At 64.6% G+C, this 24,017-nt stretch carries 38 protein-coding genes and 1 tRNA gene; 33 read left to right on the forward strand and 6 right to left on the reverse strand.

Annotation, left to right across the window (positions count from 1 at the left end; translation table 11 throughout):
* The first annotated feature begins 126 nt into the window (after positions 1-126).
* The 32 genes from rpsJ to EOINJALH_RS28185 all read left to right on the forward strand — a co-directional run bounded on the left by rpsJ (position 127) and on the right by EOINJALH_RS28185 (position 17,536).
* A complete protein-coding gene (gene rpsJ, locus EOINJALH_RS28030) occupies positions 127-438 on the forward strand; it encodes a 30S ribosomal protein S10 (RefSeq protein WP_019561663.1) in 312 nt (103 codons plus the stop codon).
* A gap of 191 nt (positions 439-629) precedes the next feature.
* A complete protein-coding gene (rplC, locus tag EOINJALH_RS28035) occupies positions 630-1,310 on the forward strand; it encodes a 50S ribosomal protein L3 (RefSeq protein WP_088286465.1) in 681 nt (226 codons plus the stop codon).
* On the forward strand, positions 1,310-1,930 hold the full coding sequence (rplD, locus tag EOINJALH_RS28040; RefSeq protein ID WP_088286467.1) for a 50S ribosomal protein L4: 621 nt from the start codon (positions 1,310-1,312) through the stop codon (positions 1,928-1,930). The genes rplC and rplD overlap by 1 nt, the downstream gene beginning before the upstream one ends.
* On the forward strand, positions 1,927-2,253 hold the full coding sequence (rplW, locus tag EOINJALH_RS28045; RefSeq protein ID WP_088286469.1) for a 50S ribosomal protein L23: 327 nt from the start codon (positions 1,927-1,929) through the stop codon (positions 2,251-2,253). Before rplD ends, rplW begins: the two co-directional genes overlap by 4 nt.
* Positions 2,253-3,077 (forward strand): 50S ribosomal protein L2, encoded by an 825-nt coding sequence (rplB, locus tag EOINJALH_RS28050; protein ID WP_088286471.1) that lies wholly within the window; start codon positions 2,253-2,255, stop codon positions 3,075-3,077. Before rplW ends, rplB begins: the two co-directional genes overlap by 1 nt.
* A gap of 10 nt (positions 3,078-3,087) precedes the next feature.
* Positions 3,088-3,363: a 30S ribosomal protein S19 gene (rpsS, locus tag EOINJALH_RS28055; protein ID WP_088286473.1), complete on the forward strand. Its 276-nt coding sequence runs from the start codon at positions 3,088-3,090 to the stop codon at positions 3,361-3,363.
* 10 nt (positions 3,364-3,373) lie between these two features.
* On the forward strand, positions 3,374-3,703 hold the full coding sequence (gene rplV, locus EOINJALH_RS28060; protein WP_088286475.1) for a 50S ribosomal protein L22: 330 nt from the start codon (positions 3,374-3,376) through the stop codon (positions 3,701-3,703).
* A gap of 17 nt (positions 3,704-3,720) precedes the next feature.
* A complete protein-coding gene (gene rpsC / locus EOINJALH_RS28065; RefSeq protein WP_088286477.1) occupies positions 3,721-4,590 on the forward strand; it encodes a 30S ribosomal protein S3 in 870 nt (289 codons plus the stop codon).
* Positions 4,591-4,602: 12 nt separating this feature from the next.
* A complete protein-coding gene (rplP, locus tag EOINJALH_RS28070) occupies positions 4,603-5,019 on the forward strand; it encodes a 50S ribosomal protein L16 (RefSeq protein WP_088286479.1) in 417 nt (138 codons plus the stop codon).
* A 14-nt stretch (positions 5,020-5,033) separates the two neighbouring features.
* Positions 5,034-5,237: a 50S ribosomal protein L29 gene (gene rpmC, locus EOINJALH_RS28075; RefSeq protein ID WP_088286481.1), complete on the forward strand. Its 204-nt coding sequence runs from the start codon at positions 5,034-5,036 to the stop codon at positions 5,235-5,237.
* Positions 5,234-5,518 (forward strand): 30S ribosomal protein S17, encoded by a 285-nt coding sequence (gene rpsQ / locus EOINJALH_RS28080; protein ID WP_088286483.1) that lies wholly within the window; start codon positions 5,234-5,236, stop codon positions 5,516-5,518. The genes rpmC and rpsQ overlap by 4 nt, the downstream gene beginning before the upstream one ends.
* A gap of 95 nt (positions 5,519-5,613) precedes the next feature.
* Complete coding sequence (locus EOINJALH_RS28085) at positions 5,614-6,129, forward strand: peroxiredoxin (protein ID WP_088286485.1); 516 nt, start codon at positions 5,614-5,616, stop codon at positions 6,127-6,129.
* 205 nt (positions 6,130-6,334) lie between these two features.
* Complete coding sequence (gene rplN / locus EOINJALH_RS28090; protein ID WP_088286487.1) at positions 6,335-6,703, forward strand: 50S ribosomal protein L14; 369 nt, start codon at positions 6,335-6,337, stop codon at positions 6,701-6,703.
* Positions 6,704-6,732: 29 nt separating this feature from the next.
* The gene (gene rplX, locus EOINJALH_RS28095; protein WP_088286489.1) at positions 6,733-7,050 is read left to right on the forward strand and encodes a 50S ribosomal protein L24; all 318 of its coding nucleotides are present in this window, start codon (positions 6,733-6,735) and stop codon (positions 7,048-7,050) included.
* A 10-nt stretch (positions 7,051-7,060) separates the two neighbouring features.
* Complete coding sequence (rplE, locus tag EOINJALH_RS28100) at positions 7,061-7,600, forward strand: 50S ribosomal protein L5 (protein ID WP_088286491.1); 540 nt, start codon at positions 7,061-7,063, stop codon at positions 7,598-7,600.
* Between the two features lie 13 nt (positions 7,601-7,613).
* The gene (gene rpsN, locus EOINJALH_RS28105; protein ID WP_088286493.1) at positions 7,614-7,919 is read left to right on the forward strand and encodes a 30S ribosomal protein S14; all 306 of its coding nucleotides are present in this window, start codon (positions 7,614-7,616) and stop codon (positions 7,917-7,919) included.
* 24 nt (positions 7,920-7,943) lie between these two features.
* Positions 7,944-8,339 (forward strand): 30S ribosomal protein S8, encoded by a 396-nt coding sequence (gene rpsH, locus EOINJALH_RS28110; protein WP_088286495.1) that lies wholly within the window; start codon positions 7,944-7,946, stop codon positions 8,337-8,339.
* Between the two features lie 20 nt (positions 8,340-8,359).
* Positions 8,360-8,893 carry a 50S ribosomal protein L6 gene (rplF, locus tag EOINJALH_RS28115; protein ID WP_088286497.1) on the forward strand — a complete coding sequence of 178 codons (534 nt, stop codon included), beginning with the start codon at positions 8,360-8,362 and terminating at the stop codon, positions 8,891-8,893.
* Between the two features lie 10 nt (positions 8,894-8,903).
* A complete protein-coding gene (rplR, locus tag EOINJALH_RS28120; protein WP_088286499.1) occupies positions 8,904-9,269 on the forward strand; it encodes a 50S ribosomal protein L18 in 366 nt (121 codons plus the stop codon).
* A 20-nt stretch (positions 9,270-9,289) separates the two neighbouring features.
* Entirely contained in the window at positions 9,290-9,808 is a 519-nt protein-coding gene (rpsE, locus tag EOINJALH_RS28125) for a 30S ribosomal protein S5 (RefSeq protein WP_088286501.1), read from the forward strand.
* 22 nt (positions 9,809-9,830) lie between these two features.
* Entirely contained in the window at positions 9,831-10,013 is a 183-nt protein-coding gene (rpmD, locus tag EOINJALH_RS28130; RefSeq protein WP_088286502.1) for a 50S ribosomal protein L30, read from the forward strand.
* 31 nt (positions 10,014-10,044) lie between these two features.
* Complete coding sequence (gene rplO, locus EOINJALH_RS28135; protein WP_088286503.1) at positions 10,045-10,476, forward strand: 50S ribosomal protein L15; 432 nt, start codon at positions 10,045-10,047, stop codon at positions 10,474-10,476.
* Between the two features lie 19 nt (positions 10,477-10,495).
* Positions 10,496-11,818 carry a preprotein translocase subunit SecY gene (secY, locus tag EOINJALH_RS28140; RefSeq protein WP_088286505.1) on the forward strand — a complete coding sequence of 441 codons (1,323 nt, stop codon included), beginning with the start codon at positions 10,496-10,498 and terminating at the stop codon, positions 11,816-11,818.
* A gap of 21 nt (positions 11,819-11,839) precedes the next feature.
* Complete coding sequence (infA, locus tag EOINJALH_RS28145) at positions 11,840-12,058, forward strand: translation initiation factor IF-1 (protein WP_011830996.1); 219 nt, start codon at positions 11,840-11,842, stop codon at positions 12,056-12,058.
* Positions 12,059-12,077: 19 nt separating this feature from the next.
* Entirely contained in the window at positions 12,078-12,191 is a 114-nt protein-coding gene (gene rpmJ, locus EOINJALH_RS28150; protein WP_035036301.1) for a 50S ribosomal protein L36, read from the forward strand.
* A gap of 33 nt (positions 12,192-12,224) precedes the next feature.
* A complete protein-coding gene (gene rpsM, locus EOINJALH_RS28155) occupies positions 12,225-12,590 on the forward strand; it encodes a 30S ribosomal protein S13 (protein ID WP_088286507.1) in 366 nt (121 codons plus the stop codon).
* Positions 12,591-12,620: 30 nt separating this feature from the next.
* Positions 12,621-13,025: a 30S ribosomal protein S11 gene (rpsK, locus tag EOINJALH_RS28160; RefSeq protein WP_088286509.1), complete on the forward strand. Its 405-nt coding sequence runs from the start codon at positions 12,621-12,623 to the stop codon at positions 13,023-13,025.
* 187 nt (positions 13,026-13,212) lie between these two features.
* Positions 13,213-13,836, forward strand: coding sequence for a 30S ribosomal protein S4 (rpsD, locus tag EOINJALH_RS28165; protein ID WP_088286511.1), 624 nt, complete (start codon positions 13,213-13,215; stop codon positions 13,834-13,836).
* Positions 13,837-13,987: 151 nt separating this feature from the next.
* A complete protein-coding gene (locus EOINJALH_RS28170; RefSeq protein WP_088286513.1) occupies positions 13,988-14,983 on the forward strand; it encodes a DNA-directed RNA polymerase subunit alpha in 996 nt (331 codons plus the stop codon).
* 91 nt (positions 14,984-15,074) lie between these two features.
* On the forward strand, positions 15,075-15,473 hold the full coding sequence (gene rplQ, locus EOINJALH_RS28175; protein ID WP_088286515.1) for a 50S ribosomal protein L17: 399 nt from the start codon (positions 15,075-15,077) through the stop codon (positions 15,471-15,473).
* Between the two features lie 108 nt (positions 15,474-15,581).
* Positions 15,582-17,414 (forward strand): protein-disulfide reductase DsbD, encoded by a 1,833-nt coding sequence (dsbD, locus tag EOINJALH_RS28180; protein WP_234414083.1) that lies wholly within the window; start codon positions 15,582-15,584, stop codon positions 17,412-17,414.
* A 45-nt stretch (positions 17,415-17,459) separates the two neighbouring features.
* Positions 17,460-17,536: transfer RNA gene (locus EOINJALH_RS28185), tRNA-Met, on the forward strand.
* A gap of 130 nt (positions 17,537-17,666) precedes the next feature.
* On the opposite strand, the gene EOINJALH_RS28190 is transcribed toward EOINJALH_RS28185, so the two are convergent.
* Entirely contained in the window at positions 17,667-18,389 is a 723-nt protein-coding gene (locus EOINJALH_RS28190) for an FFLEELY motif protein (protein WP_088286517.1), read from the reverse strand.
* A 244-nt stretch (positions 18,390-18,633) separates the two neighbouring features.
* Between EOINJALH_RS28190 and EOINJALH_RS28195 the strand changes: the two genes are divergently transcribed.
* On the forward strand, positions 18,634-19,458 hold the full coding sequence (locus EOINJALH_RS28195; protein WP_234414088.1) for an alpha/beta fold hydrolase: 825 nt from the start codon (positions 18,634-18,636) through the stop codon (positions 19,456-19,458).
* Here the strand turns inward: EOINJALH_RS28195 and EOINJALH_RS28200 are convergent.
* The 5 genes from EOINJALH_RS28200 to fusA form a co-directional block, all read right to left on the reverse strand.
* Positions 19,439-20,284, reverse strand: coding sequence for an HDOD domain-containing protein (locus EOINJALH_RS28200; RefSeq protein WP_088286521.1), 846 nt, complete (start codon positions 20,282-20,284; stop codon positions 19,439-19,441). The genes EOINJALH_RS28195 and EOINJALH_RS28200 overlap by 20 nt on opposite strands.
* A gap of 87 nt (positions 20,285-20,371) precedes the next feature.
* A complete protein-coding gene (locus EOINJALH_RS28205; protein WP_088286523.1) occupies positions 20,372-20,638 on the reverse strand; it encodes a hypothetical protein in 267 nt (88 codons plus the stop codon).
* Between the two features lie 54 nt (positions 20,639-20,692).
* The gene (locus EOINJALH_RS32435) at positions 20,693-20,866 is read right to left on the reverse strand and encodes a hypothetical protein (RefSeq protein WP_199873493.1); all 174 of its coding nucleotides are present in this window, start codon (positions 20,864-20,866) and stop codon (positions 20,693-20,695) included.
* A 432-nt stretch (positions 20,867-21,298) separates the two neighbouring features.
* On the reverse strand, positions 21,299-21,841 hold the full coding sequence (locus EOINJALH_RS28215) for a hypothetical protein (RefSeq protein WP_234414084.1): 543 nt from the start codon (positions 21,839-21,841) through the stop codon (positions 21,299-21,301).
* 104 nt (positions 21,842-21,945) lie between these two features.
* Positions 21,946-24,006, reverse strand: coding sequence for an elongation factor G (gene fusA / locus EOINJALH_RS28220; RefSeq protein ID WP_088286526.1), 2,061 nt, complete (start codon positions 24,004-24,006; stop codon positions 21,946-21,948).
* Positions 24,007-24,017: the final 11 nt, after the last annotated feature.

Below are 24,017 nucleotides of genomic sequence, written 5' to 3' on the forward strand. Positions count from 1 at the left end.
CCGCGAAGGCGGCCGCACCGTCGGCGCCGGCGTCGTGGCCAAGATCATCGAGTAACTCTTGCATGACATGCCGGCGGGCGCACCGATGCGCCTGCCGGCTTCATTGCTCTTTACCAAGGACACGTCATGCAAAAGCAAAAGATCCGCATCCGCCTGAAGGCCTTCGACTACAAGCTGATCGACCAGTCGGCCCTCGAGATCGTCGACACCGCCAAGCGCACCGGCGCCATCGTCAAGGGCCCGGTGCCCCTGCCGACGCGCATGCAGCGCTTCGACATCCTGCGCTCGCCGCACGTCAACAAGACGAGCCGTGACCAGTTCGAGATCCGGACGCACCAGCGCTTGATGGACATCGTCGATCCGACCGACAAGACCGTGGACGCGCTGATGAAGCTCGACCTGCCGGCCGGCGTCGACGTCGAGATCAAGCTGCAATAGCCGCATAGGCTTGCCGACCTGACGGTTGGCGAGCTATACTCGCGCTCTTTTGTCGCTGCGCCCATGGCGTCTGCGACACCGTTGCAGGGCCTTCCACGGCCCGCAACGACCAAGTCACCCCGGCCAATCGATGTCGGGGGTTCGAAACAAAGGCCCCGGAACCGTTGCTGGTGAGGGGCTGGAGAAAAGCCATGACGACAGCTGCTGCAAGCTATCGCCTCGGTTTGCTGGGTCGCAAGGTGGGCATGATGCGCATCTTCACGGACGACGGCGATGCCGTGCCCGTGACGGTGCTCGATGTGTCGAACAACCGCGTCACCCAGGTCAAGACCGAGCAGACCGACGGCTACAACGCCCTACAGGTGGCGTTCGGTTCGCGCAAAGCATCGCGCGTGACCAAGCCGGAAGCCGGACACCTCGCGAAGGCGGGTGTCGAAGCCGGTGAAATCCTCCAGGAATTCCGCGTCCCCGCCGAAGTGGTGGGTCAGTACGCGCCTGGCGCCACTGTCCCGGTGACGTTGTTCGCCGTGGGCCAGAAGGTCGACGTGCAGGGCACGTCCATCGGCAAGGGCTTTACGGGCACCATCAAGCGACATCACTTCAGCTCGCAGCGCGCGTCGCACGGCAACAGCCGTTCGCACAACGTGCCTGGTTCGATCTCGATGGCGCAGGATCCGGGCCGCGTGTTCCCAGGCAAGCGCATGTCGGGTCACCTCGGTGACGATACTGTCACGACCCAGAACCTCGATGTCATCCGTGTCGACGAAGCGCGCCAGTTGCTGCTCGTCCGCGGTGCCGTGCCGGGTTCGAAGGCTGGCTTCGTGACCGTGCGGCCGGCCATCAAGGCCAAGGCCAAGAAGGGAGCCCAGTGATGCAACTCGAGCTCCTGAACGATCAAGGCCAGGCCACTGCCAAGTTCGACGCGCCGGACACCGTGTTCGCGCGCGACTACAACGAGGCCCTGGTGCACCAGGTGGTCGTGGCCTACCAGGCCAACGCACGCCAAGGCACCCGCGCCCAGAAGAACCGCGAGACCGTCAAGCACAGCACGAAGAAGCCGTGGCGCCAGAAGGGCACCGGCCGTGCCCGCGCCGGCATGACCTCGTCGCCGCTGTGGCGTGGGGGTGGTCGAACCTTCCCGAACAGCCCTGACGAGAACTTCTCGCACAAGGTCAACAAGAAGATGTACCGCGCCGGCATGGCCGCCATCCTGTCGCAGCTTGCCCGCGACGGTCGCTTGGCGGTGGTCGACTCGCTGTCCGTTGAGTCGCCGAAGACCAAGCTCTTGGCGGCCAAGTTCAAGGCCATGGGCCTCGATTCGGTGCTGGTGATCTCCGACGCTGTCGACGAGAACCTGGCGCTGGCCTCGCGCAACCTCGCCAACGTGCTGGTCGTCGAGCCGCGTTATGCCGATCCGCTGTCGCTGGTCTTCTACAAGAAGGTCCTGGTCACGAAGGCCGCGATCGAGCAGCTCAAGGAGATGTTCGCATGAGCCACGGTGCCAACAACCTCAAGTTCACCGAGGGCCGTCTGGCCCAGGTGCTGATCGCCCCGATCGTGTCCGAAAAGGCTACGAGCGTTGCCGAGAAGCACAACCAGGTGCTGTTCAAGGTGTTGCGCGATGCCACCAAGCCCGAGATCAAGGCGGCGGTCGAACTGCTGTTCAAGGTCGAGGTCAAGGACGTGCGCGTCGCCAACCAGAAGGGCAAGTCCAAGCGCTTCGGTGGCCGCATCGGTCGTCGCGATCACGTCAAGAAGGCGTATGTCGCGTTGAAGCCGGGCCAGGAGCTCAACTTCTCCGGGGAGGCCGTGTAATGGCCGTCGTCAAAGTCAAACCGACTTCGCCTGGCCGCCGCGCCGTGGTCAAGGTGGTGCACAAGCACCTGCACAAGGGTGCGCCCGAGGCCTCGCTGCTCGAGCCGCAGAAGCAGAAGTCCGGCCGCAACAACAACGGCCACATCACGATGCGCCACAAGGGCGGTGGTCACAAGCACCACTACCGAGTGGTCGACTTCGTGCGCAGCAAGGACGGCATCCCGGCGAAGGTCGAGCGCATCGAGTACGACCCGAACCGCACAGCCCACATCGCGCTGGTCTGCTATGCCGATGGCGAGCGCCGGTATGTGATTGCTCCGCGCGGTATCGAGGTCGGTGCCACGCTGCTGTCCGGGGCCGAGGCCCCGATCAAGGCGGGCAACACGCTGCCTATCCGCAACATCCCAGTGGGTTCCACGATCCACTGTGTCGAGATGCTGCCTGGCAAGGGCGCGCAGATCGCGCGCTCCGCCGGCACCTCGGTCACGCTGATGGCCCGCGAAGGCACCTACGCCCAGGTCCGGTTGCGCTCCGGTGAGGTTCGCAAGATCCACATCGACTGCCGCGCCACCATCGGTGAAGTGTCGAACGAAGAGCACAACCTCCGTCAGTACGGCAAGGCTGGCGCCATCCGCTGGAAGGGCATCCGCCCGACCGTCCGCGGTGTCGCCATGAACCCGGTGGATCACCCGCACGGCGGTGGCGAAGGCCGCACAGGCGAGGGCCAGGCGCAGGTGTCGCCGTGGAACACGCTGACCAAGGGCTACCGCACTCGCAGCAACAAGCGCACGCAGAGCATGATCGTGTCGCGCCGCAAGAAGTAAGGGTCCCACCATGGCACGCTCACTCAAAAAGGGTCCCTTCGTGGACCACCACCTTCAAGCCAAGGCCGACAAGGCAACGGCGACGAAGGACAAGAAGCCGATCAAGACCTGGTCCCGTCGCTCGACGATCCTGCCCGACTTCATCGGCCTGACCATTGCCGTGCACAACGGCAAACAACACATTCCCGTGTATGTGACCGACCAGATGGTCGGCCACAAGCTCGGCGAGTTCGCGATGACCCGCACGTTCAAGGGTCACCCTGCGGACAAGAAGGCGAAGAAGTAAGGGGCCGACGATGGAAACCAAAGCAATCGTCCGTGGGGTTCGTCTGTCGGTCGACAAGGGTCGACTGGTGGCTGATCTGGTCCGCGGCAAGAAGGTGGACCAGGCCCTGAACATCCTGAACTTCACCCAGAAGAAGGCCGCCGGCATCGTCAAGAAGGCCCTGGAGTCCGCGATCGCGAACGCCGAGCACAACGACGGCGCCGACATCGACGAACTGAAGATCACGTCGATCTACGTCGAGCAGGGTGCGACGCTGAAGCGGTTCTCCGCGCGAGCCAAGGGCCGCGGCAATCGGATCAGCAAGCCCACATGTCACATCTTCGTGACGGTCGGCAACTGAAAGGCTGAGGGAAGAACATGGGACAAAAGATCCATCCGACCGGCTTCCGCCTGGCGGTGACCCGCGCCTGGGCGTCGCGTTGGTACGCGTCGAGCCGCAACTTCGCCGGCATGCTGGCTGAAGATCTTCAGGTGCGCGAGTACCTCAAGAAGAAGCTGAAGAACGCCGCCGTCTCCCGCATCCTGATCGAGCGTCCGGCCAAGAACGCGCGCATCACCATCTTTTCGGCGCGTCCGGGCGTGGTGATCGGCAAGAAGGGCGAGGACATCGAGAACCTGAAGGCCGAACTGACCCGCCGACTCGGCGTGCCCGTGGCCGTGAACATCGAAGAGGTGCGCAAGCCCGAGATCGATGCTCAGCTCATCGCCGATTCGATCACCCAGCAGCTCGAAAAGCGCATCATGTTCCGCCGCGCTATGAAGCGCGCGATGCAGAACGCCATGCGCCTCGGGGCGCTGGGCATCAAGATCATGTCGTCGGGCCGACTGAACGGCATCGAAATCGCCCGTTGCGAGTGGTACCGCGAAGGCCGCGTGCCGCTTCACACCCTGCGTGCCGACATCGACTACGGCTTCTCCGAAGCGAAGACCACCTACGGCGTCATCGGCGTCAAGGTGTGGGTCTACCGCGGCGACAACCTCGGTCGTGGTGATGCGCCTGGCGCGGCCAAGCCGGATGGGCAGGACGAAGAGCGTCGTCCTCGTCGCGGCCCGCGTCCCGGTGGTCCGGGAGCTCCCGACCGTCGCGGCCCACGTCCGGGCGGCGACCGTGGTCCCCGCAGCGATGCGGCGCCTGTCGAACAGAAGCCTGCCGACGGCGCCGCCGACGGCAAGCCGGCAGCCAAGCGCGTGCGCAAGGTGCCCGCGCCGGGCACCGGCGCGGCCTAAGGAGTCAAGAACATGCTGCAACCAGCACGCCGCAAGTACCGCAAGGAACAGAAGGGCCGCAACACGGGTGTCGCCACCCGCGGCGCCAACGTGTCGTTCGGCGACTTCGGCCTCAAGGCCACCGAGCGCGGCCGCATCACGGCCCGCCAAATCGAAGCCGCTCGCCGCGCCATCTCGCGCCACATCAAGCGCGGTGGTCGCATCTTCATCCGCATCTTTCCCGACAAGCCGATCTCGCAAAAACCGGCCGAAGTCCGCATGGGCAACGGCAAGGGCAACCCCGAGTACTACGTGGCCGAGATCACGCCGGGCAAGGTGCTCTACGAACTGAACGGCGTGCCGGAGGCGCTGGCTCGCGAGGCGTTCACGCTCGCGGCCGCCAAGCTGCCGCTGCGCTGCACGTTCGTCACGCGCCAAGTTGGCGCCTGAACCGGAGCAACACCATGACCAAAGCATCCGACCTGCGCGCCAAGGACGTGGCCGGCCTCGAGAAGGAGGTCACCGACCTGCTCCGAGCCCACTTCGGCCTGCGCATGCAGAAGGGCACGCAACAGCTCGGCAATCATGCCACGCTGGGGCAGACCCGCCGTGACATCGCCCGCGCCAAGACCATCCTGGCCGAGAAGAAGAAGGGAGCCGCCAAATGAGCGAAGCCCAAGCCGCACAAGCACCGGCCAAGAACACCCGTACGCTGGTGGGCAAGGTCGTCAGCGACAAGCGCAGCAAGACCATCACCGTGCTCGTCGAGCGCCGCGTGACGCACGAGTTGTACGGCAAGATCGTCGGACGCTCGCGCAAGTATCACGCGCACGACGAGAGGGGCGAGTACCACCTCGGTGATGTCGTCGAAATCGCAGAAGGCCGCCCCATCAGCAAGACCAAGTCCTGGGTCGTGACCCGCCTGGTCCAGAAAGCTGCCCTGGTGTAAGCCGCAGGACGCACGGGGCCATCGGCCCTGGGCACCGCACAACGGTCGGAACGCTGGAATACTGGCGCCCGACCGTTTTTCACGAGGAGATCCGCATGATCAAGGTTGGAGACAAGTTGCCCGCGGGCACGCTGAGCGAATTCGTCGAAGTCGAGGGCAATGGCTGCTCGCTCGGCCCCAACGGCTTCGATATCGAGAAGTCGACTGCCGGCAAGACGATCGCGTTATTTGCGCTGCCCGGGGCCTACACGCCCACGTGTTCGGCCAAGCATGTGCCGGGGTATGTGGCACGCCACGACGAACTCAAGGCTGCTGGCGTCGACGAAATCTGGTGTGTGTCCGTCAATGACGCGTTCGTGATGGGTGCCTGGGGCCGTGACCAGAACACGGGTGGCAAGGTTCGCATGATGGCCGACGGCAGTGCCGACTTTGCCAAGGCCACCGGACTGACGCTCGACCTCACCACGCGCGGCATGGGCCTGCGCAGCAACCGCTACTCGATGTTGGTGGTCGACGGTGTGGTCAAGGCGCTCAATGTCGAGGGTCCGGGCAAGTTCGAGGTCAGCGATGCCGACACCCTGCTTCGCCAAGCCAAGGAACTGAAGGCTTGAGAGTCGCCTTGTGGTTGACAGCAACCACAAAAGGCATTCATAATCCGCAGCTTCGCCGAAAGGCGGCCAGATCGCTCGATCTCAGGTCACCTTTCGGATCCGCCCAAACAAGCCTCGCGAGCGCTACGCAAGCGGGGAATTGACGGGCCCAAGACTGACCGATGCGCTGGCTGTGCTGGCGCAACGGGACAAGTTGGGGACACAAATGATCCAAATGCAATCGCGACTCGACGTCGCTGACAACACGGGCGCGAAGTCCGTCATGTGCATCAAGGTGCTTGGTGGTTCCAAGCGTCGCTATGCCGGCATTGGCGACATCATCAAGGTGTCGATCAAGGAGGCCGCGCCGCGTGGTCGCGTCAAGAAGGGCGAGGTCTACAGCGCCGTGGTGGTGCGCACCGCCAAGGGCGTGCGTCGGCAGGATGGCTCGCTCGTCAAGTTCGACGGCAACGCCGCCGTGCTGCTCAATGCCAAGCTCGAGCCGATCGGCACGCGCATCTTCGGCCCGGTCACCCGCGAGCTGCGCACCGAGCGCTTCATGAAGATCGTGTCGCTGGCACCTGAGGTGCTCTGACCGGCTCGAGACGCAAAGGACACCAAGCCATGAACAAGATTCGCAAGGGCGACCAGGTCATCGTGTTGACCGGTCGTGACAAGGGCAAGCGCGGCACCGTGTCGCTGCGCGTGAACGACGACAAGATCATCGTCGACGGCGTGAACGTGGTGAAGAAGCACGTCAAGCCCAACCCCATGAAGGGCACGACGGGCGGTGTGGTCGACAAGACGATGCCGATTCACCAATCCAATGTCGCGATCTTCAATGCCGCGACTGGCAAGGCCGACAGGGTGGGTGTGAAGCTTCTTGCCGATGGCAAGAAGGTGCGCGTCTACAAGTCCAGCGGCGAAGAGATCAAGGCGTAACGAGGTTCCCATGGCTCGTCTCCAACAGTTTTACCGCGAGAAAGTTGTTCCGGACCTCGTCACGAAGTTCGGCTACAAGTCCGTGATGCAGGTGCCCCGGCTGACCAAGATCACCCTGAACATGGGTGTGAGCGAAGCGGTGGCGGACAAGAAGGTGATGGACCACGCGGTTGGTGACCTCACCAAGATCGCTGGCCAGAGGCCTGTGGTCACCAAGTCCCGCAAACCGATCGCCGGCTTCAAGATCCGCGAGGGTCTGGCCATCGGCTGCATGGTGACCTTGCGTGGCGTGCAGATGTATGAATTCCTGGACCGCTTTGTCACCATCGCGTTGCCGCGGGTGCGCGACTTCCGTGGTATCTCCGGTCGTTCATTCGACGGCCGTGGCAACTACAACGTCGGCGTCAAGGAGCAGATCATTTTCCCGGAGATCGAGTACGACAAGATCGACGCGATCCGCGGGCTGAACATCAGCTTCACCACGACGGCCAAGTCCGACGACGAGTGCAAGGCGCTGCTGGCAGCCTTCCGCTTCCCGTTCAAGAACTGAAGGCGAGAAACACATGGCCAAGATGTCCCTGATCCAGCGCGAAGACAAGCGCGAGAAGCTGGTCGCCAAGTTCGCGAAGAAGCATGCCGAACTCAAGGCGGTCGCCAATGACGCCAAGAAGTCCGACGAAGAGCGGTACCTTGCCAGGCTGGAGCTTCAGAAGCTCCCGCGCAACGCCAACCCGACCCGCCTGCGCAATCGCTGCGGGTTGACCGGTCGTCCGCGTGGCACGTTCCGTACGTTCGGCCTCGGCCGCAGCAAGATCCGCGAGCTCGCCTTCAAGGGCGACATTCCCGGCGTGGTCAAGGCCAGCTGGTAAAGCGGCACGAGCAGGAGATACCCCATGAGCATGAGTGATCCTATCGCCGACATGCTGACTCGCATTCGCAATGCGCAGTTGGTGCAAAAGGCGGTTGTGGTGATGCCGTCGTCCAAGGTCAAGGTGGCGATTGCCCAAGTCCTGAAGGATGAGGGCTATATCGACGGTTACGTCGTCAAGACCGATGGTGCCAAGAGCGAACTCGAGATCGCCTTGAAGTATTACGCCGGCAAGCCGGTCATCGAGCGCATCGAACGGGTCAGTCGGCCTGGCCTGCGCGTCTACAAGGGCCGCGATGCCATTCCCCAGGTCATGAACGGCCTGGGTGTGGCCATCGTCACCACGCCGAAGGGTGTGATGACCGACCGCAAGGCTCGTCTCACCGGTGTCGGTGGCGAAGTGCTTTGCTACGTGGCCTGATCGGCGAAGGAGAGACAAGAATGTCCCGCGTTGGAAAGATGCCGATCACCGTCCCGCAAGGTGTGGACGTGCAGATCACGGCCGATCAGATCACGGTCAAGGGTGCCAATGGCACGCTGGTTCGCGCGACGAACGCCCTGGTTGACGTTTGGAAAGAAGGCGCTGAGCTCAAGCTGGTGCCGGCGAATGACAGTGTCGAGGCCAATGCGATGAGCGGCACGATGCGTGCGCTCGTCAACAACATGGTCAACGGTGTCAGCAAGGGCTTCGAAAAGAAGCTCAACCTGGTTGGCGTGGGCTATCGCGCCCAGGCTGCCGGCAGCAAGCTGAACCTGCAGATCGGTTTCTCGCACCCTGTGGCCAAGGAGATGCCCGCTGGCGTCTCGGTGCAGTGTCCGACGCAGACCGAGATCGTGATCAAGGGCGCCGACCGGCAGGTCGTCGGCCAGATTGCCGCTGAGGTCCGCGCCATTCGTCCCCCGGAGCCCTACAAGGGCAAGGGGATCCGCTACGCCGATGAGCGCGTGGTGCTGAAGGAAACCAAGAAGAAGTAAGGAGCCGAACATGCTGACGAAGAAAGAACAGCGCCTGCGTCGCTCCCGCCAGACGCGTGCCCGCATCGCCCAACAAGGCGCTGTCCGGCTTGCGGTCTTCCGGTCCAATCTGCACATCTACGCCAGCGTCATCTCTGGTGACGGAGAGCGCGTCCTCGCCTCCGCGTCCACGGCGGAGAAGGAAGTGCGTGAGCAACTCGGTGGCAACGGCAAAGGCGGAAACGCCGCTGCCGCTGTGCTGGTGGGCAAGCGCATCGCCGAGAAGGCCAAGGCGGCCGGGGTCGAGAAGGTCGCTTTCGACCGTTCCGGCTTCGCCTACCATGGTCGTGTCAAGGCATTGGCTGAAGCGGCTCGCGAAGCCGGCCTTCAGTTCTGAGCGCAACTAGGAATAGCAATATGGCAAAGTTTCAACCCCGCGCTCAGACCGAAGGCAACGACGACGGTCTGAAGGAAAAGATGATCGCGGTCAACCGCGTCACCAAGGTCGTCAAGGGCGGTCGCACGCTCAGCTTTGCAGCGCTCACCGTGGTAGGTGACGGCGACGGACGTGTCGGCATGGGCAAGGGCAAGGCCAAGGAAGTGCCGGTGTCGGTGCAGAAGGCCATGGAGGGCGCTCGTCGCAACATGTTCAAGGTGCAGTTGCGCAATGGCACCGTCCACCACAACGTGCGTGGCGAACATGGTGCAGCCAAGGTGCTGCTGGCGCCCGCGCCGGCCGGTACCGGCATCATTGCCGGCGGCCCGATGCGCGCGGTGTTCGAGGTCATGGGCGTGACCGATATCGTCGCGAAGAGCCTGGGCTCCAGCAACCCGTACAACATGGTGCGTGCCACGCTCGATGCGCTGAAGCGCTCGACCACGGCCGCCGAAGTGGCCGCCAAGCGCGGCAAGACGGTCGAAGAGATCTTCAACTGATCTCTCGACCAAGGAGAACCCCATGTCGGACAAGAAGACCCTCAAGGTCAGGCTCGTCAAGAGCCCCATCGGCTGCAAGCAGTCGCACCGTGACACCGTGCGTGGGCTCGGCCTGCGCCGCGTCAACAGTGAGCGCGTGCTCGAAGACACCCCTGCCGTGCGCGGAATGATCAACAAGATCGCGTACATGGTCCTGGTGCTCTGAAGCGCCTCCCCGTACGCAAGGACTGTCCATCATGCAACTCAATACCATCAAGCCCGCAGTGGGCTCCAAGCAAGAGCGCCGGCGCGTCGGTCGGGGCATCGGTTCCGGCTTCGGCAAGACCGCAGGTCGTGGCCACAAGGGCCAGCATTCCCGCGCGGGCGGCTATCACAAGGTTGGCTTCGAGGGCGGTCAGATGCCCCTGCAGCGCCGTTTGCCCAAGCGCGGTTTCAAGTCGCGCACCCTGCGTTTCGTCGGTCAGGTCACTCTGACCGATCTGCAGCGACTGGGTCTGGGCGAGGTGGACCTGCTGACGTTGAAGACGGCTGGCCTGGTGGGCGAGCTGATTCGCAGCGTGAAGGTGGTCAAGACCGGTGAGTTGACACTGAAGGTGTCGCTCAAGGGACTGGGTGCGACCGCGGGTGCAAAGGCTGCCATCGAGGCGGCCGGCGGCTCGGTGGCCTGAGACTTCTAAGGCAAAGACCTTGGCAACTTCGACAAACCAGCTGGCCAAGAGTGGCAAGTTCGGCGACCTGCGTCGCCGGCTGGTCTTCTTGTTGCTCGCGCTGGTCGTCTATCGGCTCGGTGCGCACATACCCGTGCCTGGCATCGACCCGAATCAGCTGCAGCAGCTCTTCAAGGGCCAGCAGGGCGGCATCCTGAGCCTGTTCAACATGTTCTCGGGTGGCGCGCTGTCGCGGTTCACCGTATTCGCGCTCGGCATCATGCCGTATATCTCGGCGTCGATCATCATGCAGTTGATGACCTACGTGATTCCGACGCTGGAGTCGCTGAAGAAGGAAGGCGAATCGGGACGACGCAAGATCACGCAGTACACGCGTTATGGCACGCTCGGGCTGGCGCTGTTCCAGTCGCTGGGCATCGCGCTCGCGCTCGAAGGTTCACCCGGGTTGGTGCTGTCGCCAGGCTTCGGTTTCCGTATGACCACCGTCGTGAGCCTCACGGCAGGAACGATGTTCCTGATGTGGCTGGGAGAGCAGATCACCGAACGTGGCTTGGGTAATGGAATTTCGATTCTGATCTTCGCCGGAATCGCCGCAGGGCTGCCCGGTGCCATTGGTGGGCTCTTCGAGCTCGTGCGCACCGGCGCAATGAGTCCGGTGGCCTCTCTGTTCATCAGCGCATTGGTCGTTCTGGTCACCTTTGCCGTCGTGTTCGTTGAGCGGGGGCAACGCAAGATACTGGTCAACTATGCCAAGCGGCAGGTCGGCAACAAGGTCTATGGCGGGCAGTCGTCGCATCTGCCACTCAAGCTGAACATGTCGGGCGTGATCCCGCCCATCTTTGCGTCATCGATCATTCTGCTGCCGGCCACGGTGGTGGGATGGATTGCGACCGGGCAGAGCGAAAGTGTCTTCATGCGAGTACTGAAGGACGCCTCAGCAGCCCTCTCGCCTGGACAGCCGATCTATGTTCTGCTGTATGCGGCAATGATCGTGTTCTTCTGCTTCTTCTACACCGCGCTGGTGTTCAACAGCCGAGAGACGGCAGACAACCTGAAGAAGAGCGGTGCGTTCATTCCGGGCATTCGTCCGGGCGACCAGACTGCGAAGCACATCGACAAGATCCTTTCGCGCCTGACGCTGGCCGGTGCCGTGTACATCACGATGGTCTGTCTGCTGCCTGAGTTTCTGGTTCTGAAGTACAACGTGCCGTTCTATTTTGGCGGCACCTCGCTGTTGATCATCGTCGTCGTGACGATGGACTTCTGGGCGCAAGTCCAGAGCTACGTGATGAGCCAGCAGTATGAGTCCCTGTTGAAGAAGGCCAATTTCAAGGCGAGCTAGTGGGGTCGCCCGCAGGACCAAATGTCGAAGGACGACGTCATCCAGATGCAGGGTGAGATTCTTGAGAATCTGCCCAACGCGACGTTCCGGGTGAAGCTGGAAAACGGACATGTGGTGCTCGGCCACATCTCCGGAAAGATGCGGATGCACTACATCCGAATCCTTCCGGGGGACAAGGTGACGGTCGAACTGACGCCGTACGATTTGAGTCGCGCTCGCATCGTGTTCCGCGCGAAGTGAGTGCTTGAAGGAGAAGACGATGAAAGTCTCTGCATCGGTCAAGAAGATGTGCCGCAACTGCAAGATCATCCGCCGTAAGGGTGTGGTTCGCGTGATTTGCACCGACCCGCGGCACAAGCAGCGCCAGGGTTGAGCCGTGCGCGAGAACAGCTGATAGAGGATCAACATGGCACGTATTGCTGGCATCAACATTCCACCGCACAAGCACGCCGAGATCGGCCTGACCGCGATCTACGGCGTCGGCCGGACCACTGCGCAGAAGATTTGCGAGTCCGTGGGCATCGCGTATTCCAAGAAGATCAAGGACTTGACCGACGGGGATCTCGAAAAGATCCGCGACGAGGTCAACAAACTGACGATCGAAGGCGACTTGCGCCGCGAGCTGTCGATGAACATCAAGCGTTTGATGGATCTCGGCTGCTACCGCGGCATCCGCCATCGTCGCGGCCTGCCGATGCGTGGCCAGCGCACCCGCACCAATGCACGCACCCGCAAGGGTCCGCGCAAGGGCGCACAGGCGCTGAAGAAGTAAGCCCCCGAAGCCCCCAGATCGAGACACGACATGGCCAAAGCACCTGCCAGTACCGCAGCGCGCCGCGTGAGCAAGAAGATCCGCAAGAACATTGCGGACGGCATCGCTCACGTGCATGCGTCATTCAACAACACCATCATCACCATCACCGACCGCCAGGGCGCTTCGCTCGCCTGGGCATCGTCGGGTGGCCAGGGCTTCAAGGGCTCGCGCAAGTCGACCCCCTTCGCTGCCCAGGTGGCCGCTGAGGTGGCTGGCCGTGCTGCCCAGGAGCAGGGCATCAAGAATCTAGACGTGCGGATCAAGGGCCCAGGCCCGGGTCGCGAATCGTCGGTTCGCGCGTTGGCCGCGCTCGGCATTCGAATCAACTCGATCAGCGATGTGACGCCGGTGCCGCACAACGGTTGCCGGCCGCAGAAGCGCCGTCGCATCTGAGGTGTGGCGGCCCCGGCCGCTATAATGAAGAGTTTTCCGTTGGCCGGCGGGCGCCTTGGCGTCTGCCGGCAATTTCGTTGAGGAATTCCTTCAACGAACCAAGCCCACCGTCTGAGCGTCCGTCCCGACAACATCCGCCAGACTCGCGCGACACAGCCTCGCGTCAGATATTTACAGAGGAATCAACGTGGCACGTTATCTCGGCCCCAAGGCCAAGCTGTCCCGCCGTGAAGGCACCGATCTCTTCCTGAAGAGCGCCCGCCGCGCGATCAGCGACAAGTCGAAGTTCGAGACCAAGCCGGGTCAGCATGGTCGCACGTCCGGCCAGCGCACGTCCGACTTTGGCATCCAGCTGCGTGAAAAGCAGAAGGTCAAGCGCATGTACGGCGTGCTCGAGCGCCAGTTCCGCCGCTACTTTGCCGAGGCCGAGCGCCGCAAGGGCAACACTGGTGCCAACCTGCTGTCGATCCTCGAGTCGCGCCTGGACAACGTCGTGTATCGCATGGGTTTCGGTTCCACGCGCGCGGAAGCACGCCAGCTCGTGTCGCATCAAGCGGTGATGGTCAACGGCAAGACCGTCAACATTGCTTCTTACCTGGTCAAGGCTGGCGACACGATCTCGCTGCGCGAGAAGGCCAAGAAGCAGCTGCGCGTCACCGACGCGGTCAAGCTGGCCGAGTCAGTGGGCATGCCCGCCTGGGTGCAGGTCGATGCGACCAAGCTCGAGGGCGTGTTCAAGAAGGTGCCGGACCGCGATGAATTCGGCTCTGACATCAACGAATCTCTGATCGTCGAGTTGTACTCGCGATAACACCATGCCGAAGGGGTGCGGCCGCTCGGTCGCAGACCTCTTCGACGCTCGCTTCGCGTGCCGGGCACGAAGCGGAAAGCTTCCTCGCCCGGCATGGTCCGTCAGCCTTATCGGTGTAACGAGCCGAGGGTATTGAGAGGAACAGGACTCGATGCAAACCAATCTGCTGAAACCCAAAGCCATCCATGTTGAGCCGCTGGGCGGCCACCGTGCCAAGGTCACGCTCGAGCCGTTCGAGCGCGGTTATGGCCACACGCTCGGCAATGCGCTGCGGCGCGTGCTTCTGTCGTCGATGGTGGGTTACGCACCAACCGAAGTCACCATCGCGGGCGTGCTGCATGAGTACTCCACGGTCGACGGCGTGGCCGAAGACGTGGTGCACATCATGCTCAATTTGAAGGGCGTGGTGTTCCGGCTGCACAACCGTGACGAGGTGACCCTGGTTGTTCGGAAGGACGGCGAAGGTCCTGTCACTGCGGCCGACATCCAGGTTCCCCATGATGTCGAGGTGATCAACCCTGACCATGTGATCGCTCACCTGGCCCAGGGCGGCAAGCTCGACATGCAGATCAAGGTCGAGAAGGGCCGTGGCTACGTGCCTGGCAACTTGCGTCGTTATGGCGACGAGCCGACCAAGTCGATCGGCCGCATCGTGCTCGACGCGTCCTTCTCCCCCGTTCGGCGAGTCAGCTACGCCGTCGAGAACGCCCGGGTCGAGCAGCGCACCGACCTGGACAAGCTGGTGATGGAGATCGAGACGAACGGCGCCATCTCTCCCGAGGAGGCGATCCGCGCTTCGGCCAAGATTCTTGTCGACCAGTTGGTGATCTTCACCGGCCTCGAGAGCAGCGAGGGACATGGCTACCCCGGCCCCGAGGCTGCGACGCGTGGCAAGGAAACATTCGATCCGATCTTGCTGCGTCCGGTGGACGAACTCGAACTCACGGTCCGCTCGGCCAATTGCCTGAAGGCCGAGAACATCTACTACATCGGTGATCTGATCCAGCGCACCGAGACCGAGTTGCTCAAGACCCCGAACCTGGGTCGCAAGTCGCTGAACGAGATCAAGGAAGTGCTGGCATCGCGCGGCTTGACGCTCGGTGCACGGCTCGAGAACTGGCCCCCTCAAGGACTCGACAAGCGTTGAGATCCCCGCCGTCGGCCCACCGTCCTCGGGCCGATGTGTGCAACCCCCGGTACCTGATCCGGCCGGGGTTCAATAAAGAAAGGTAAGCACCATGCGTCACCGCCACGGACTTCGAAAACTCAATCGCACCAGCGAACATCGCCAGGCGATGCTGCGCAACATGTGCGTCTCGCTGCTGGCTCACGAGGCCATCAAGACCACGCTGCCCAAGGCCAAGGAACTGCGGCGTGTCGTCGAGCCGCTGATCACGCTGGCCAAGGTGTCGAGCGTGGCCAATCGCCGCTTGGCCTTCTCGCGCCTGCGCGACCGCGACGTGGTCACCAAGCTCTTCAACGAACTCGGCCCGCGCTACCAGGCCCGTCCGGGTGGTTACACCCGCATCTTGAAGATGGGTTTCCGCGTCGGTGACAACGCGCCGATGGCCTTCGTCGAACTGGTCGATCGAGTGGAGCCTGCCGCGCCCGCCGTCGAAGAGCCCAAGGCAGAGTAACCGCCTAGGCAGCCTTCTGCGCTACCCTGAAGAGGCCAGCCACCGCGCTGGCCTTTGCACTTTTGGATTGGCGTAAAGTCGCTGGAACAAACGTCCGCGACCGGGATCATGAAGACGATGGATGCCGTTTCTGTCAAGAAGGGTTGGCGCGCCGTGCTGGGCGCGCTGTGGTTCGTTGCCGCGCTCTGGCTGGGCCTGGGCGGAGCGGCCCGCGCGGCCGACGACTTTCTCGAACCCGAGAAGGCCTTTCAGTTCTCGGCCCGAATGGTGGCTTCTGACCGCATCGAGATCAGCTTTGCGATCGCCAAGGGCTACTACCTCTACCGTGAGCGGTTTTCGTTCTCGGCAGATGGTGTCGCGCTGGGCGTGCCGGATATTCCGCCCGGCAAGGTGAAGTTCGACGAGAACTTCAACAAGAACGTCGAGACCTACCGTGACCAGATCCGCATCGTCGTGCCTGCGAGTGGGGCGGCGGCGCCGTTTGCATTGCGTGTGGTGTCCCAGGGCTGCGCAGACGCAGGCCTGTGCTATCCGCCCATGACCAGCACCGCGACACTGGATCCGAAGGTGTTGTCTGGGGGCTTTGCTGCCGCGCCGGGGCAGGGCGGCGGCCGCGGGACGGATCCGGCGGCGGGTGCGCGCTGGACGGACGGCTCCATGGTCGATGCCGCGTTGCGCGCGGGTGGCTTCTGGCAGGTCGTGGGCGTGTTCGTGGCGATGGGAGTCCTGCTGTCGCTCACCCCCTGCGTGCTGCCGATGTTGCCCATCCTGTCGTCCATCATCGCCGGTGGCCAGGAGCGCCCTACGCGCCTTCGTGGACTGGCGCTCGCTGGCAGCTATTCCCTTGGCATGGCCTTGGTCTACACGGCGCTGGGCGTTGCAGCCGGGTTGGCCGGCGAGGGACTGGCAGGTGCCCTGCAAACGCCGTGGGTCCTGGGGGCTTTTGCGGCCATGCTGGTGTTATTTTCACTGTCGATGTTCGACGTGTACGAACTCAAGTTGCCAGCACGCTTCACCTCGCGCATGTCGGAGCACAGCAATCGACTGCCCGCTGGGCGCTTGGCGGGTGTCTTTGCGATGGGCGCGTTGTCGGCCTTGATCGTCAGCCCATGCGTCAGCGCGCCGTTGGCCGGCGCGCTGCTGTACATCAGTCAGAGCCGCGATGTCGTGCTTGGGGGGGCGGCGCTCTTCGCGATGGCTTGCGGCATGAGCGTGCCGCTGCTGCTGCTGGGCGTGTCGTCCGGTCGCTGGTTGCCCAAGTCTGGGCCGTGGATGCATGCGGTCAAGCGATTCTTCGGTGTGCTCATGCTCGGTGTGGCCATCTGGATCGTTCAACCCGTGTTGCCTTCTGCGATCGCGTTGGGGTTGTGGGGTCTGCTGCTGTTGATGCTCGGTTTCATGCTCAAGCCATTCACTGCACAGGCCCATCATCTGCATGCCCCGCGGACCTGGCTGCAACGATCGCTGGGCGTGGCCGCACTGAGCCTGGGTGTGATGCAGATCGTCGGAGCAGCTTCTGGGGGGCGTGACCCCTTGCAGCCGCTGGCCCATCTCGGCGGCGCAGCGCAGGCCGCCGCCCCGCATGGGCCCAGTTTCAAGGTCATTCGCAGCGTGGCTGAACTCGATCAGGTGTTGGCGACCGCCAAGCAACCGGTGTTGCTGGACTTCTATGCGGATTGGTGTGTGTCCTGCAAGGAGATGGAACGCTTCACCTTCAGCCAGCCCGAGATCGCGTCGCGCATGTCGCGGGCTGTCCTGCTCAAGGCTGACGTCACCGCCAACAACGAACAGGATCGCGAACTCCTGAAACGCTTCAAGCTTTTCGGCCCGCCGGGCACCCTGTTCTTCGGGCCGGATGGTCAGGAACTGGTGGCTGCCCGCGTGATCGGCTTTCAGTCGGCGCAGCGGTTCGGCGAAACACTCGGCGCTGCGGGCCTGTGAGGTCGAAGCTGCACAGCGCTTTCATGCTATAGTCCGTCTTCCAGTCGCGGGGTGGAGCAGCCTGGTAGCTCGTTGGGCTCATAACCCAAAGGTCGCAAGTTCAAATCTTGCCCCCGCAACCAAGAATTCACTAACAAAAACAACAACTAACGAATTGGCAGACGCCGACCCAGTGGTCGGCGTTTTGCTTTGTGGCGACACCTTTGCGCCGCGTCTTTTGTGGCCGCTCGCCGGTTGGGGCGGTTGACCTGCTCACTTTGTGGGTTGTGCATTCACGAGCCGCCAGAAGCGCGCGCCAGCGTCGACGGTCCACCGCGCCGTATCGAACAGTGCGTCGCTCAGCACAGTCTCGCGGCCTCCGATGGTGGCCAGGAAGTGGGCGGCACCCTTCATGTCCCTGAAAGCCTGGAAGCCACTTTCCAGGAAGCGGTGCAGGTCACCCAGGCCAGCGCGCCGCGCGGGCATTCGCATCAGCCGCAGGCTGTTCTGCACCAGCGCGCTGCGCGTGTGCCGATCCAACGCGTGGCCGATCTTGAGCGTCAGGTCGATCTGGTGCCGGCGGTCGTCCGGGGTGCCGCAGGTCTGCCAGGCTGCCACATAGCGGGCGGGGTCCACCGTCCCGGGGCCCAAGGCTCGTGCCATCGCCAGATCCAGTGTTTCAGACAGCGCGTGCAGTTCGGCCAGCGTCACGACCGTGTCCACCACGTGATCGGGGAACAGGCGGACCACCGATGGCACGATGCGTGCGAACTGGGCGTCGCGCTGTGCGAACTCGTGCGGGCCGTAGAGTTCGTCGAGGAAGAAGCGAGCGGCCGATCGGTACCGGGTGTCGGCCAACAGATCGGCATAGGTGGCTTCGAAGCGCCTGGCCTGGAAGGCCTTGACGGCGCGAACCGCGTCCGCCAGGACGGGCTCCTGGCCCTGCATCGTCCGCACCCGGTCGACTTCGGCCAGATCGGCCAGGATGCGTGTCATGGGTTGAGACATTCCTGCAGCGTACCGCTCCCCGAGCGCTGCGCCACCATCCGAGGTAGTGCGTCGGCTCTAGGCCGGATGGCTCGGGCGGTGCGAGACTGAACGGGACCGACGCCATCCGATGCTCGCACGACTACAGCAATCCCTGATCCTCGGCGCCCTGCTGCTGTCGGTGGCGTGGTGCGGGGTGGTCTGGGCCATGGGCTGGCCACCCGCCTGGGCCCTGGTTGGCCTGCTGGTGCCGATGCTGGCGCATTCAGCCGTCCTGGCGCTGGAGTTCGTGCTGCTGGCCGGTGTGAGCGACCCGACCCCCGCGCCGCGTCCGAACGTGATCCAGTTGGCGCGGGCCTGGTGGCGCGAGGTGCGGGCCAGCGTGGCGGTGTTCGCGTGGCGGCAACCGTTCCACTCGCAGCGTGAGCCCGACGACGTCGATGCGCACCGGCATGCGGGCCGATGCGGTGTCGTGCTGGTGCATGGTTTCGTCTGCAATCGCGGGCTTTGGACGCCATGGCTGGCGCGGCTGCGGCGGCGCGGCACGCCGTTCGTGGCGGTCAATCTCGAGCCGGTGTTCGGTGCCATCGATGGCTACGTGCCGCTCATCGAAGCGGCGGTGCAGCGGTTGGAACAGGCCACTGGCGTACCGCCGGTGCTGGTGGCCCACAGCATGGGCGGGTTGGCGATACGCGCCTGGTCCAGGTCTTGTGAAGGCGACACACGCCTGCGCGCCATGATGACCCTTGGCTCACCGCACCAAGGCACCTGGCTCGCTCGGTTTGCGTTTTCGCCCAACGGGCGACAGATGCGCCGAGGCAGTCAATGGCTGACCGCACTCGCGGCACACGAACTGGTGCGGCCGCCAGCGCAGCACCTTTGCTTCTACAGCCATTGCGACAACATCGTGCATCCTGCAGCCACCGCCACGTTGCCCTATGCGGACAATCGGCACCTGCCCGGGGTGGCCCATGTCGACATGGTCCACCAGTCGCAGGCCTACGAGGCGCTGGAGGTCTGGCTGTCGCGCGCCGACGACGAATCGGCCCAACGCGGCCTCACGCGTCCAGTTCGGTGAGCAGTTGCTGGACGTGGGTCACGGCCAGATTCAAGAGGTTCGACAGGTCGGTGAAATCGTCGGGCAGCGCGGGGTTGTCCCAGCCCAGCGTCGAGTGACGGGCGATGCGGATCGCCAACTGCACATTGCGCACCTGCGGTGACATGCTGACGTGGTCGTCGCTGATCTGCACCAGCAGTTCGGGCAGGTGCCAGGCGCGCATCAGCGCCTGCTGCAGGTCGGACAGCGTGACATTCAGCACCTGTCGCTGGACATCGGCAGAGCGCAGCGTCGGGTCTGCCAGCTGGATGTCGGCGATCTGCAGCGCCAGGGCAGGCGCGTGCACCCACACCAACATCTCCGCGAAGTCGTGCAGCAATGCCGCCTCGTGGATGACCTCGGCGTCGTGGTCCATGCGGTGCACGGCAAAGCCCAGGGCGAACCGGGCTGCGCGGTGCGCCCGGTGCAGCACGGCGGTCAGGCCTTCCAGGGCACGAGGGTGGTCGGCCAGGCGATCCTCGATGGTGGGCTGGTTCTGGAACGCCCGGAAGAACGGCGGGATGCCCATCAGCAGCAAGGCGGCCGTCACGGTCTCGGCGTCGGTGCCCGATCGCCGCGCGCGCAGGGCTGCCACATGGCGCAAGACCTTCAGCGTCATCAGCGGGTCGTCTGCCAACACCTCGGCCAGCAGGTGGGCGTCGACGGCATCCTCGTGGTCGCAGAGTTCCTCGATCGCCAGCGCCGTGGTCCACGGCACCGGCAGGTCGCGCTGCTGCAGGATCGACATCCAGCCGCCCAGATCGCGCGGGGCGGTGGTGATGAAGGGATGGGTGGCGACGGCACTCATGGCAGCAGGGCTTGTTGCCCCGTTATCGGCCGCCGCAGAACCGGCTTGAGCGGCGGCCTGCGGCGGCCCCTGGGTGAACTGGCCGGATCACAGCCGCGTGACGCCCGGCAGGTGGCCGATGAACTCGCCGTTCACGTACAACGCGCCTTCCGGCGCACCGGCCTCGGCGTGGAACTCCAACTCGGACCACGGTGGCGAACGACGCTGGCGTGCGGCCCGCGCCGCATCGACACGCCGGGCCAGGCGCGCCAGCATCGCACTGGCCGTGCGCAACAGGGCGACGGCCAGTTGCCGCCAGGCGCTGTCGGGGTGGGTGACGCCGCCGAGGCGGACATCCTGAAGGCTCTTGCTCATGATGGGGACTCCTTCGCGCGCCGAGCCCTCACACGGGGGCCGCCGCGCCTTCTTTCAGGGACTGGGGGGGCGTTCGTGCCGCAGTTCGCGCTGCAGCGTCGATCGCAACTCGTGCTTGGCACGTTGGCGCAGCGCCTGGCCGGACGGGCGGTGCGCGCCGGCGTGGCGTTGGCGCGCGGCCACGGCCATGCGGTTGCGAGGCTTCGGGGTGTTGATGCTGAACTTCATGGTCTGCTCCATTCGGTGAAATCGGGCCGGTGCCCAGGGCGGCCGGCAATGACAAAGGCCCGGACGCTGTCGCGTGCCGGGCCTTGGACGGGGTGGGCGCGTAGCGCGCTCAGCCGGTCGCGGCACCCGGCGGGGCGCCAGCGGTCGCATTGACCATCGCGTGCGCGGACACCGAACCCTCATGCCCGGCCGGCCGCACACGCGGTGCGCCGGACAGTTGGCGAGAGGACAGTGGCACGAACATGGACAGGGGGCGACTCGGTGTGGGTTGAAGGTGGGGCGTCGCGCTTCGGGCCTGGGGGCTGGATCGAAACGCTTGCGCAGATGATAAACAAAATTTTATCTTGCGCAAGGGTTCTGCTGCAGAACTAGGGTTTGTCCTGATGACGATGGATTGCAACCAACGGGCGTTGACGCCAGCCCGCGGCAATGTCAGCGCTTGTGTTTCAACGGGGCCACGCCCGCGGCGGACCGTTCCCACAGCGCTCGCTCGTCGACGGTGGCGGGCGCCGGCTTCGGCGGCGACGGTGGCTCGGGCGGGGGCGGCGTCAGCACCTCGCCCAGCAGGTCGAGCAGGCGCGTGCGCGCGCGCTGCGGGTGTCGGCGGTAGTAGGTGAGCACCAACCCGACGATGAAGCGCTCGTCGTCGTCCTGCGGTTGCGACGGCGGCGTGGCGGCGTCATTGCCCGAGGGCCGCATCGCCGCGCTGCCGGGTGGATGCGGCACGTCCATCCAGCCGGCGGGCTTGTGGCTGAGTTGCTCGAACTGGCGCGCCAGTCGCTCGCCGATCTGGCGCGAGCGGCCCTTCAACTGGCTCCAGTAGCTGGGCTGGATTTGCAGTCGTTCCGCGAAGCGGCGCTCCAGGCCGCGCAGCGTGGCGGCATCGGGGTTCGCCGCCGCGGCGCGCACGAATTCGTCGAACAGCAGCATCGCGTTGTCGAGGCGGATGCGGGCGGTATCGATCGGCAAGAGCATGCCCCGATGATAAATCGGCCTTCACCCGGTGAATGCGCTGCATTGCGCAGACACGGGCCGGCAGGAGGGCGAACGAGCGCCGCCCTCTGCCAGCCCTGTCGGCATCACTCTTCCTCGTGCACCTGGTAGCCGCTGGTGAGTTGCTGTTGCACCGCGGGCGGCACGGCCTCGTAGTGCGACAGCTCAAGCGTGTAGCGACCCTGGCCGCTGGTCATCGCGTTGAGGCGGGTCTGGTAGCCGGTGAGCTCGGACATCGGTGCCCGGCCCTGGATGACCATGGTGCCCACAGCGCCGTTGTGCGTCCCACTGACGACGCCGCGCTTGGCCGATAGATCGCCGGTGATATCGCCCATGGCGCTGTCGGGGGCGGTGATCTCCACGTCGACGATGGGTTCGAGCACGATGGGGCGCGCTTCGCGGATGGCTGCCAGGAAGGCCTTGCGCCCCGCGGTGGCAAAGGCGATTTCCTTGCTGTCCACGCTGTGGTGCTTGCCGTCGTAGACCACCACCCGCACGTCCACCACCGGGTAGCCGGCGATCGCCCCGGTGGCCAGTACCTCTCGCACGCCCTTTTCGACGGCCGGGATGAACTGGCCCGGGATGGTGCCGCCCTTGACCTGGTCGAGGAACTCGAAGCCGGTGCCCCGCGGCAGGGGTTCGATGCGCAGGAACACTTCGCCGAACTGGCCGGCGCCGCCGGTCTGCTTCTTGTGGCGGTGGTGGCCTTCGGCCGGGGCGGTGATCGTCTCGCGGTAGGCGATGCGCGGCGGGCGCGTGTCGACCTCGAACTTGTGCACCTCGCGCAGCCGGTCGAGCAGCATGCGCAGGTGCAACTCGCCCAACCCGAACACGATGGTCTCGTTGGTGGTGGCCACGTGCTCGATGCGCAGGCAGGGGTCCTCGGCGATGAGTTTGCTCATGATCTCCCACATGCGCTGTTCGTCACCGCGGCGCTTGGGCGCGATGGCCAGGCCGTGCACCGGCACCGGGAACTCCAGCGCCTTGAGGTGGATGTGGTCGTCGTCGGGGGCGTCGTGCAGCACGGCGTCGAAGTGCAGTTCGTCGACCTTGGCCACCGCGCACAGGTCGCCCGGGATGGCCCGCGCCACCTCGACGTGGTCCTTGCCCTGCAGCATGAACAGGTGGCCCACCTTGAAGGGCTTGCGAGCATCCCCGACGTAGAGCAGGCTGTCCTTGGTGATGGTGCCCTGGTGCACCCGCAACAGGCCCATCTTGCCGACGTAGGGGTCGACCGTCACCTTGAACACATGGGCCAGCACGTGGGCCGAGGGGTCGGGCTGGGCATGCATCAGCACGGCGTCGGGGCCCTCGCCGTTGAGGAAATCCGGTGGGTTGCCCTCGGTGGGGTTGGGCAGCAGCTTGGCGATCACGTCCAGCAGTTCGGCCACGCCGGCACCGCTGCGCGTCGAGACGAAGCACACGGGGATCAGGTGGCCTTCGCGCAACGCCTGCTCGAGCGGCGCGTGCAACTCGGCCGGGTCGACGTCGCCGTCGTTCAGGTAGCGGTCCACGAAGGCCGCATCGACCTCGACGACCTGTTCCACCAGCGCCCGGTGGGCGCTGTCCACCGAGCCGAAATCGCTGTGGCCCTCGCGGTTGTAGAAACAGTCGACGACGCGGGTGCCGTTGCCATCGGGCAGGTTCAGTGGCAGGCATTCCTTGCCGAAGGTGGCCTGGATCTCGCCCAGGAGCGCGGCCAAGTCGACCCCGGGGGCGTCGATCTTGTTGACGATGATCAGCCGGTCGAGCTGTCGCGAGGCGGCATAAGCCATCATGCGCACGGCCATCGGCTCGATGCCGGCCGCGGCGTTGATGACGATCGCGGCGGTCTCGACGGCCTCCAGCGCCGGCAGGCTCTGGCCGACGAAGTCGGCCGCTCCGGGCGTGTCGATCAGGTGGATGCGGGTGCCGGCGTGGTGGGTGTGCATCACCGCGGCGTTCAGCGAGTGCTGCATGCGGCGCTCGAGCGGGTCGAAGTCGCTCACCGTGGTGCCGCGTTCCAGGCTGCCGGCGGCGCCGATGGCGCCGGATTTGAGCAGCAGGGCCTCGGCGAGGCTGGTCTTGCCGGCGGCGGCGGGCCCGACGAGGGCCAGGGTGCGGATGTCGGTCACCTGCACGGCGCCGGCGATTTGTGGGCTTGGCATTGGGGGGCCTC

Origin of the sequence: Ideonella sp. A 288 (assembly GCF_002198735.1) — a bacterium.
In the GTDB taxonomy this organism is placed as follows: Bacteria; Pseudomonadota; Gammaproteobacteria; order Burkholderiales; family Burkholderiaceae_C; genus Pseudaquabacterium.

Coding starts and splice junctions, on each gene's coding strand:
- rpsJ (WP_019561663.1), top strand. CDS start 127: ATGCAAAAGCAAAAGATCCGCATCCGCCTGAAGGCCTTCGACTACAAG.
- rplC (WP_088286465.1), top strand. CDS start 630: ATGACGACAGCTGCTGCAAGCTATCGCCTCGGTTTGCTGGGTCGCAAG.
- rplD (WP_088286467.1), top strand. CDS start 1,310: ATGCAACTCGAGCTCCTGAACGATCAAGGCCAGGCCACTGCCAAGTTC.
- rplW (WP_088286469.1), top strand. CDS start 1,927: ATGAGCCACGGTGCCAACAACCTCAAGTTCACCGAGGGCCGTCTGGCC.
- rplB (WP_088286471.1), top strand. CDS start 2,253: ATGGCCGTCGTCAAAGTCAAACCGACTTCGCCTGGCCGCCGCGCCGTG.
- rpsS (WP_088286473.1), top strand. CDS start 3,088: ATGGCACGCTCACTCAAAAAGGGTCCCTTCGTGGACCACCACCTTCAA.
- rplV (WP_088286475.1), top strand. CDS start 3,374: ATGGAAACCAAAGCAATCGTCCGTGGGGTTCGTCTGTCGGTCGACAAG.
- rpsC (WP_088286477.1), top strand. CDS start 3,721: ATGGGACAAAAGATCCATCCGACCGGCTTCCGCCTGGCGGTGACCCGC.
- rplP (WP_088286479.1), top strand. CDS start 4,603: ATGCTGCAACCAGCACGCCGCAAGTACCGCAAGGAACAGAAGGGCCGC.
- rpmC (WP_088286481.1), top strand. CDS start 5,034: ATGACCAAAGCATCCGACCTGCGCGCCAAGGACGTGGCCGGCCTCGAG.
- rpsQ (WP_088286483.1), top strand. CDS start 5,234: ATGAGCGAAGCCCAAGCCGCACAAGCACCGGCCAAGAACACCCGTACG.
- EOINJALH_RS28085 (WP_088286485.1), top strand. CDS start 5,614: ATGATCAAGGTTGGAGACAAGTTGCCCGCGGGCACGCTGAGCGAATTC.
- rplN (WP_088286487.1), top strand. CDS start 6,335: ATGATCCAAATGCAATCGCGACTCGACGTCGCTGACAACACGGGCGCG.
- rplX (WP_088286489.1), top strand. CDS start 6,733: ATGAACAAGATTCGCAAGGGCGACCAGGTCATCGTGTTGACCGGTCGT.
- rplE (WP_088286491.1), top strand. CDS start 7,061: ATGGCTCGTCTCCAACAGTTTTACCGCGAGAAAGTTGTTCCGGACCTC.
- rpsN (WP_088286493.1), top strand. CDS start 7,614: ATGGCCAAGATGTCCCTGATCCAGCGCGAAGACAAGCGCGAGAAGCTG.
- rpsH (WP_088286495.1), top strand. CDS start 7,944: ATGAGCATGAGTGATCCTATCGCCGACATGCTGACTCGCATTCGCAAT.
- rplF (WP_088286497.1), top strand. CDS start 8,360: ATGTCCCGCGTTGGAAAGATGCCGATCACCGTCCCGCAAGGTGTGGAC.
- rplR (WP_088286499.1), top strand. CDS start 8,904: ATGCTGACGAAGAAAGAACAGCGCCTGCGTCGCTCCCGCCAGACGCGT.
- rpsE (WP_088286501.1), top strand. CDS start 9,290: ATGGCAAAGTTTCAACCCCGCGCTCAGACCGAAGGCAACGACGACGGT.
- rpmD (WP_088286502.1), top strand. CDS start 9,831: ATGTCGGACAAGAAGACCCTCAAGGTCAGGCTCGTCAAGAGCCCCATC.
- rplO (WP_088286503.1), top strand. CDS start 10,045: ATGCAACTCAATACCATCAAGCCCGCAGTGGGCTCCAAGCAAGAGCGC.
- infA (WP_011830996.1), top strand. CDS start 11,840: ATGTCGAAGGACGACGTCATCCAGATGCAGGGTGAGATTCTTGAGAAT.
- rpmJ (WP_035036301.1), top strand. CDS start 12,078: ATGAAAGTCTCTGCATCGGTCAAGAAGATGTGCCGCAACTGCAAGATC.
- rpsM (WP_088286507.1), top strand. CDS start 12,225: ATGGCACGTATTGCTGGCATCAACATTCCACCGCACAAGCACGCCGAG.
- rpsK (WP_088286509.1), top strand. CDS start 12,621: ATGGCCAAAGCACCTGCCAGTACCGCAGCGCGCCGCGTGAGCAAGAAG.
- EOINJALH_RS28170 (WP_088286513.1), top strand. CDS start 13,988: ATGCAAACCAATCTGCTGAAACCCAAAGCCATCCATGTTGAGCCGCTG.
- rplQ (WP_088286515.1), top strand. CDS start 15,075: ATGCGTCACCGCCACGGACTTCGAAAACTCAATCGCACCAGCGAACAT.
- dsbD (WP_234414083.1), top strand. CDS start 15,582: ATGAAGACGATGGATGCCGTTTCTGTCAAGAAGGGTTGGCGCGCCGTG.
- EOINJALH_RS28190 (WP_088286517.1), bottom strand. CDS start 18,389: ATGACACGCATCCTGGCCGATCTGGCCGAAGTCGACCGGGTGCGGACG.
- EOINJALH_RS28195 (WP_234414088.1), top strand. CDS start 18,634: ATGCTGGCGCATTCAGCCGTCCTGGCGCTGGAGTTCGTGCTGCTGGCC.
- EOINJALH_RS28200 (WP_088286521.1), bottom strand. CDS start 20,284: ATGAGTGCCGTCGCCACCCATCCCTTCATCACCACCGCCCCGCGCGAT.
- EOINJALH_RS28205 (WP_088286523.1), bottom strand. CDS start 20,638: ATGAGCAAGAGCCTTCAGGATGTCCGCCTCGGCGGCGTCACCCACCCC.
- EOINJALH_RS32435 (WP_199873493.1), bottom strand. CDS start 20,866: ATGAAGTTCAGCATCAACACCCCGAAGCCTCGCAACCGCATGGCCGTG.
- EOINJALH_RS28215 (WP_234414084.1), bottom strand. CDS start 21,841: ATGCTCTTGCCGATCGATACCGCCCGCATCCGCCTCGACAACGCGATG.
- fusA (WP_088286526.1), bottom strand. CDS start 24,006: ATGCCAAGCCCACAAATCGCCGGCGCCGTGCAGGTGACCGACATCCGC.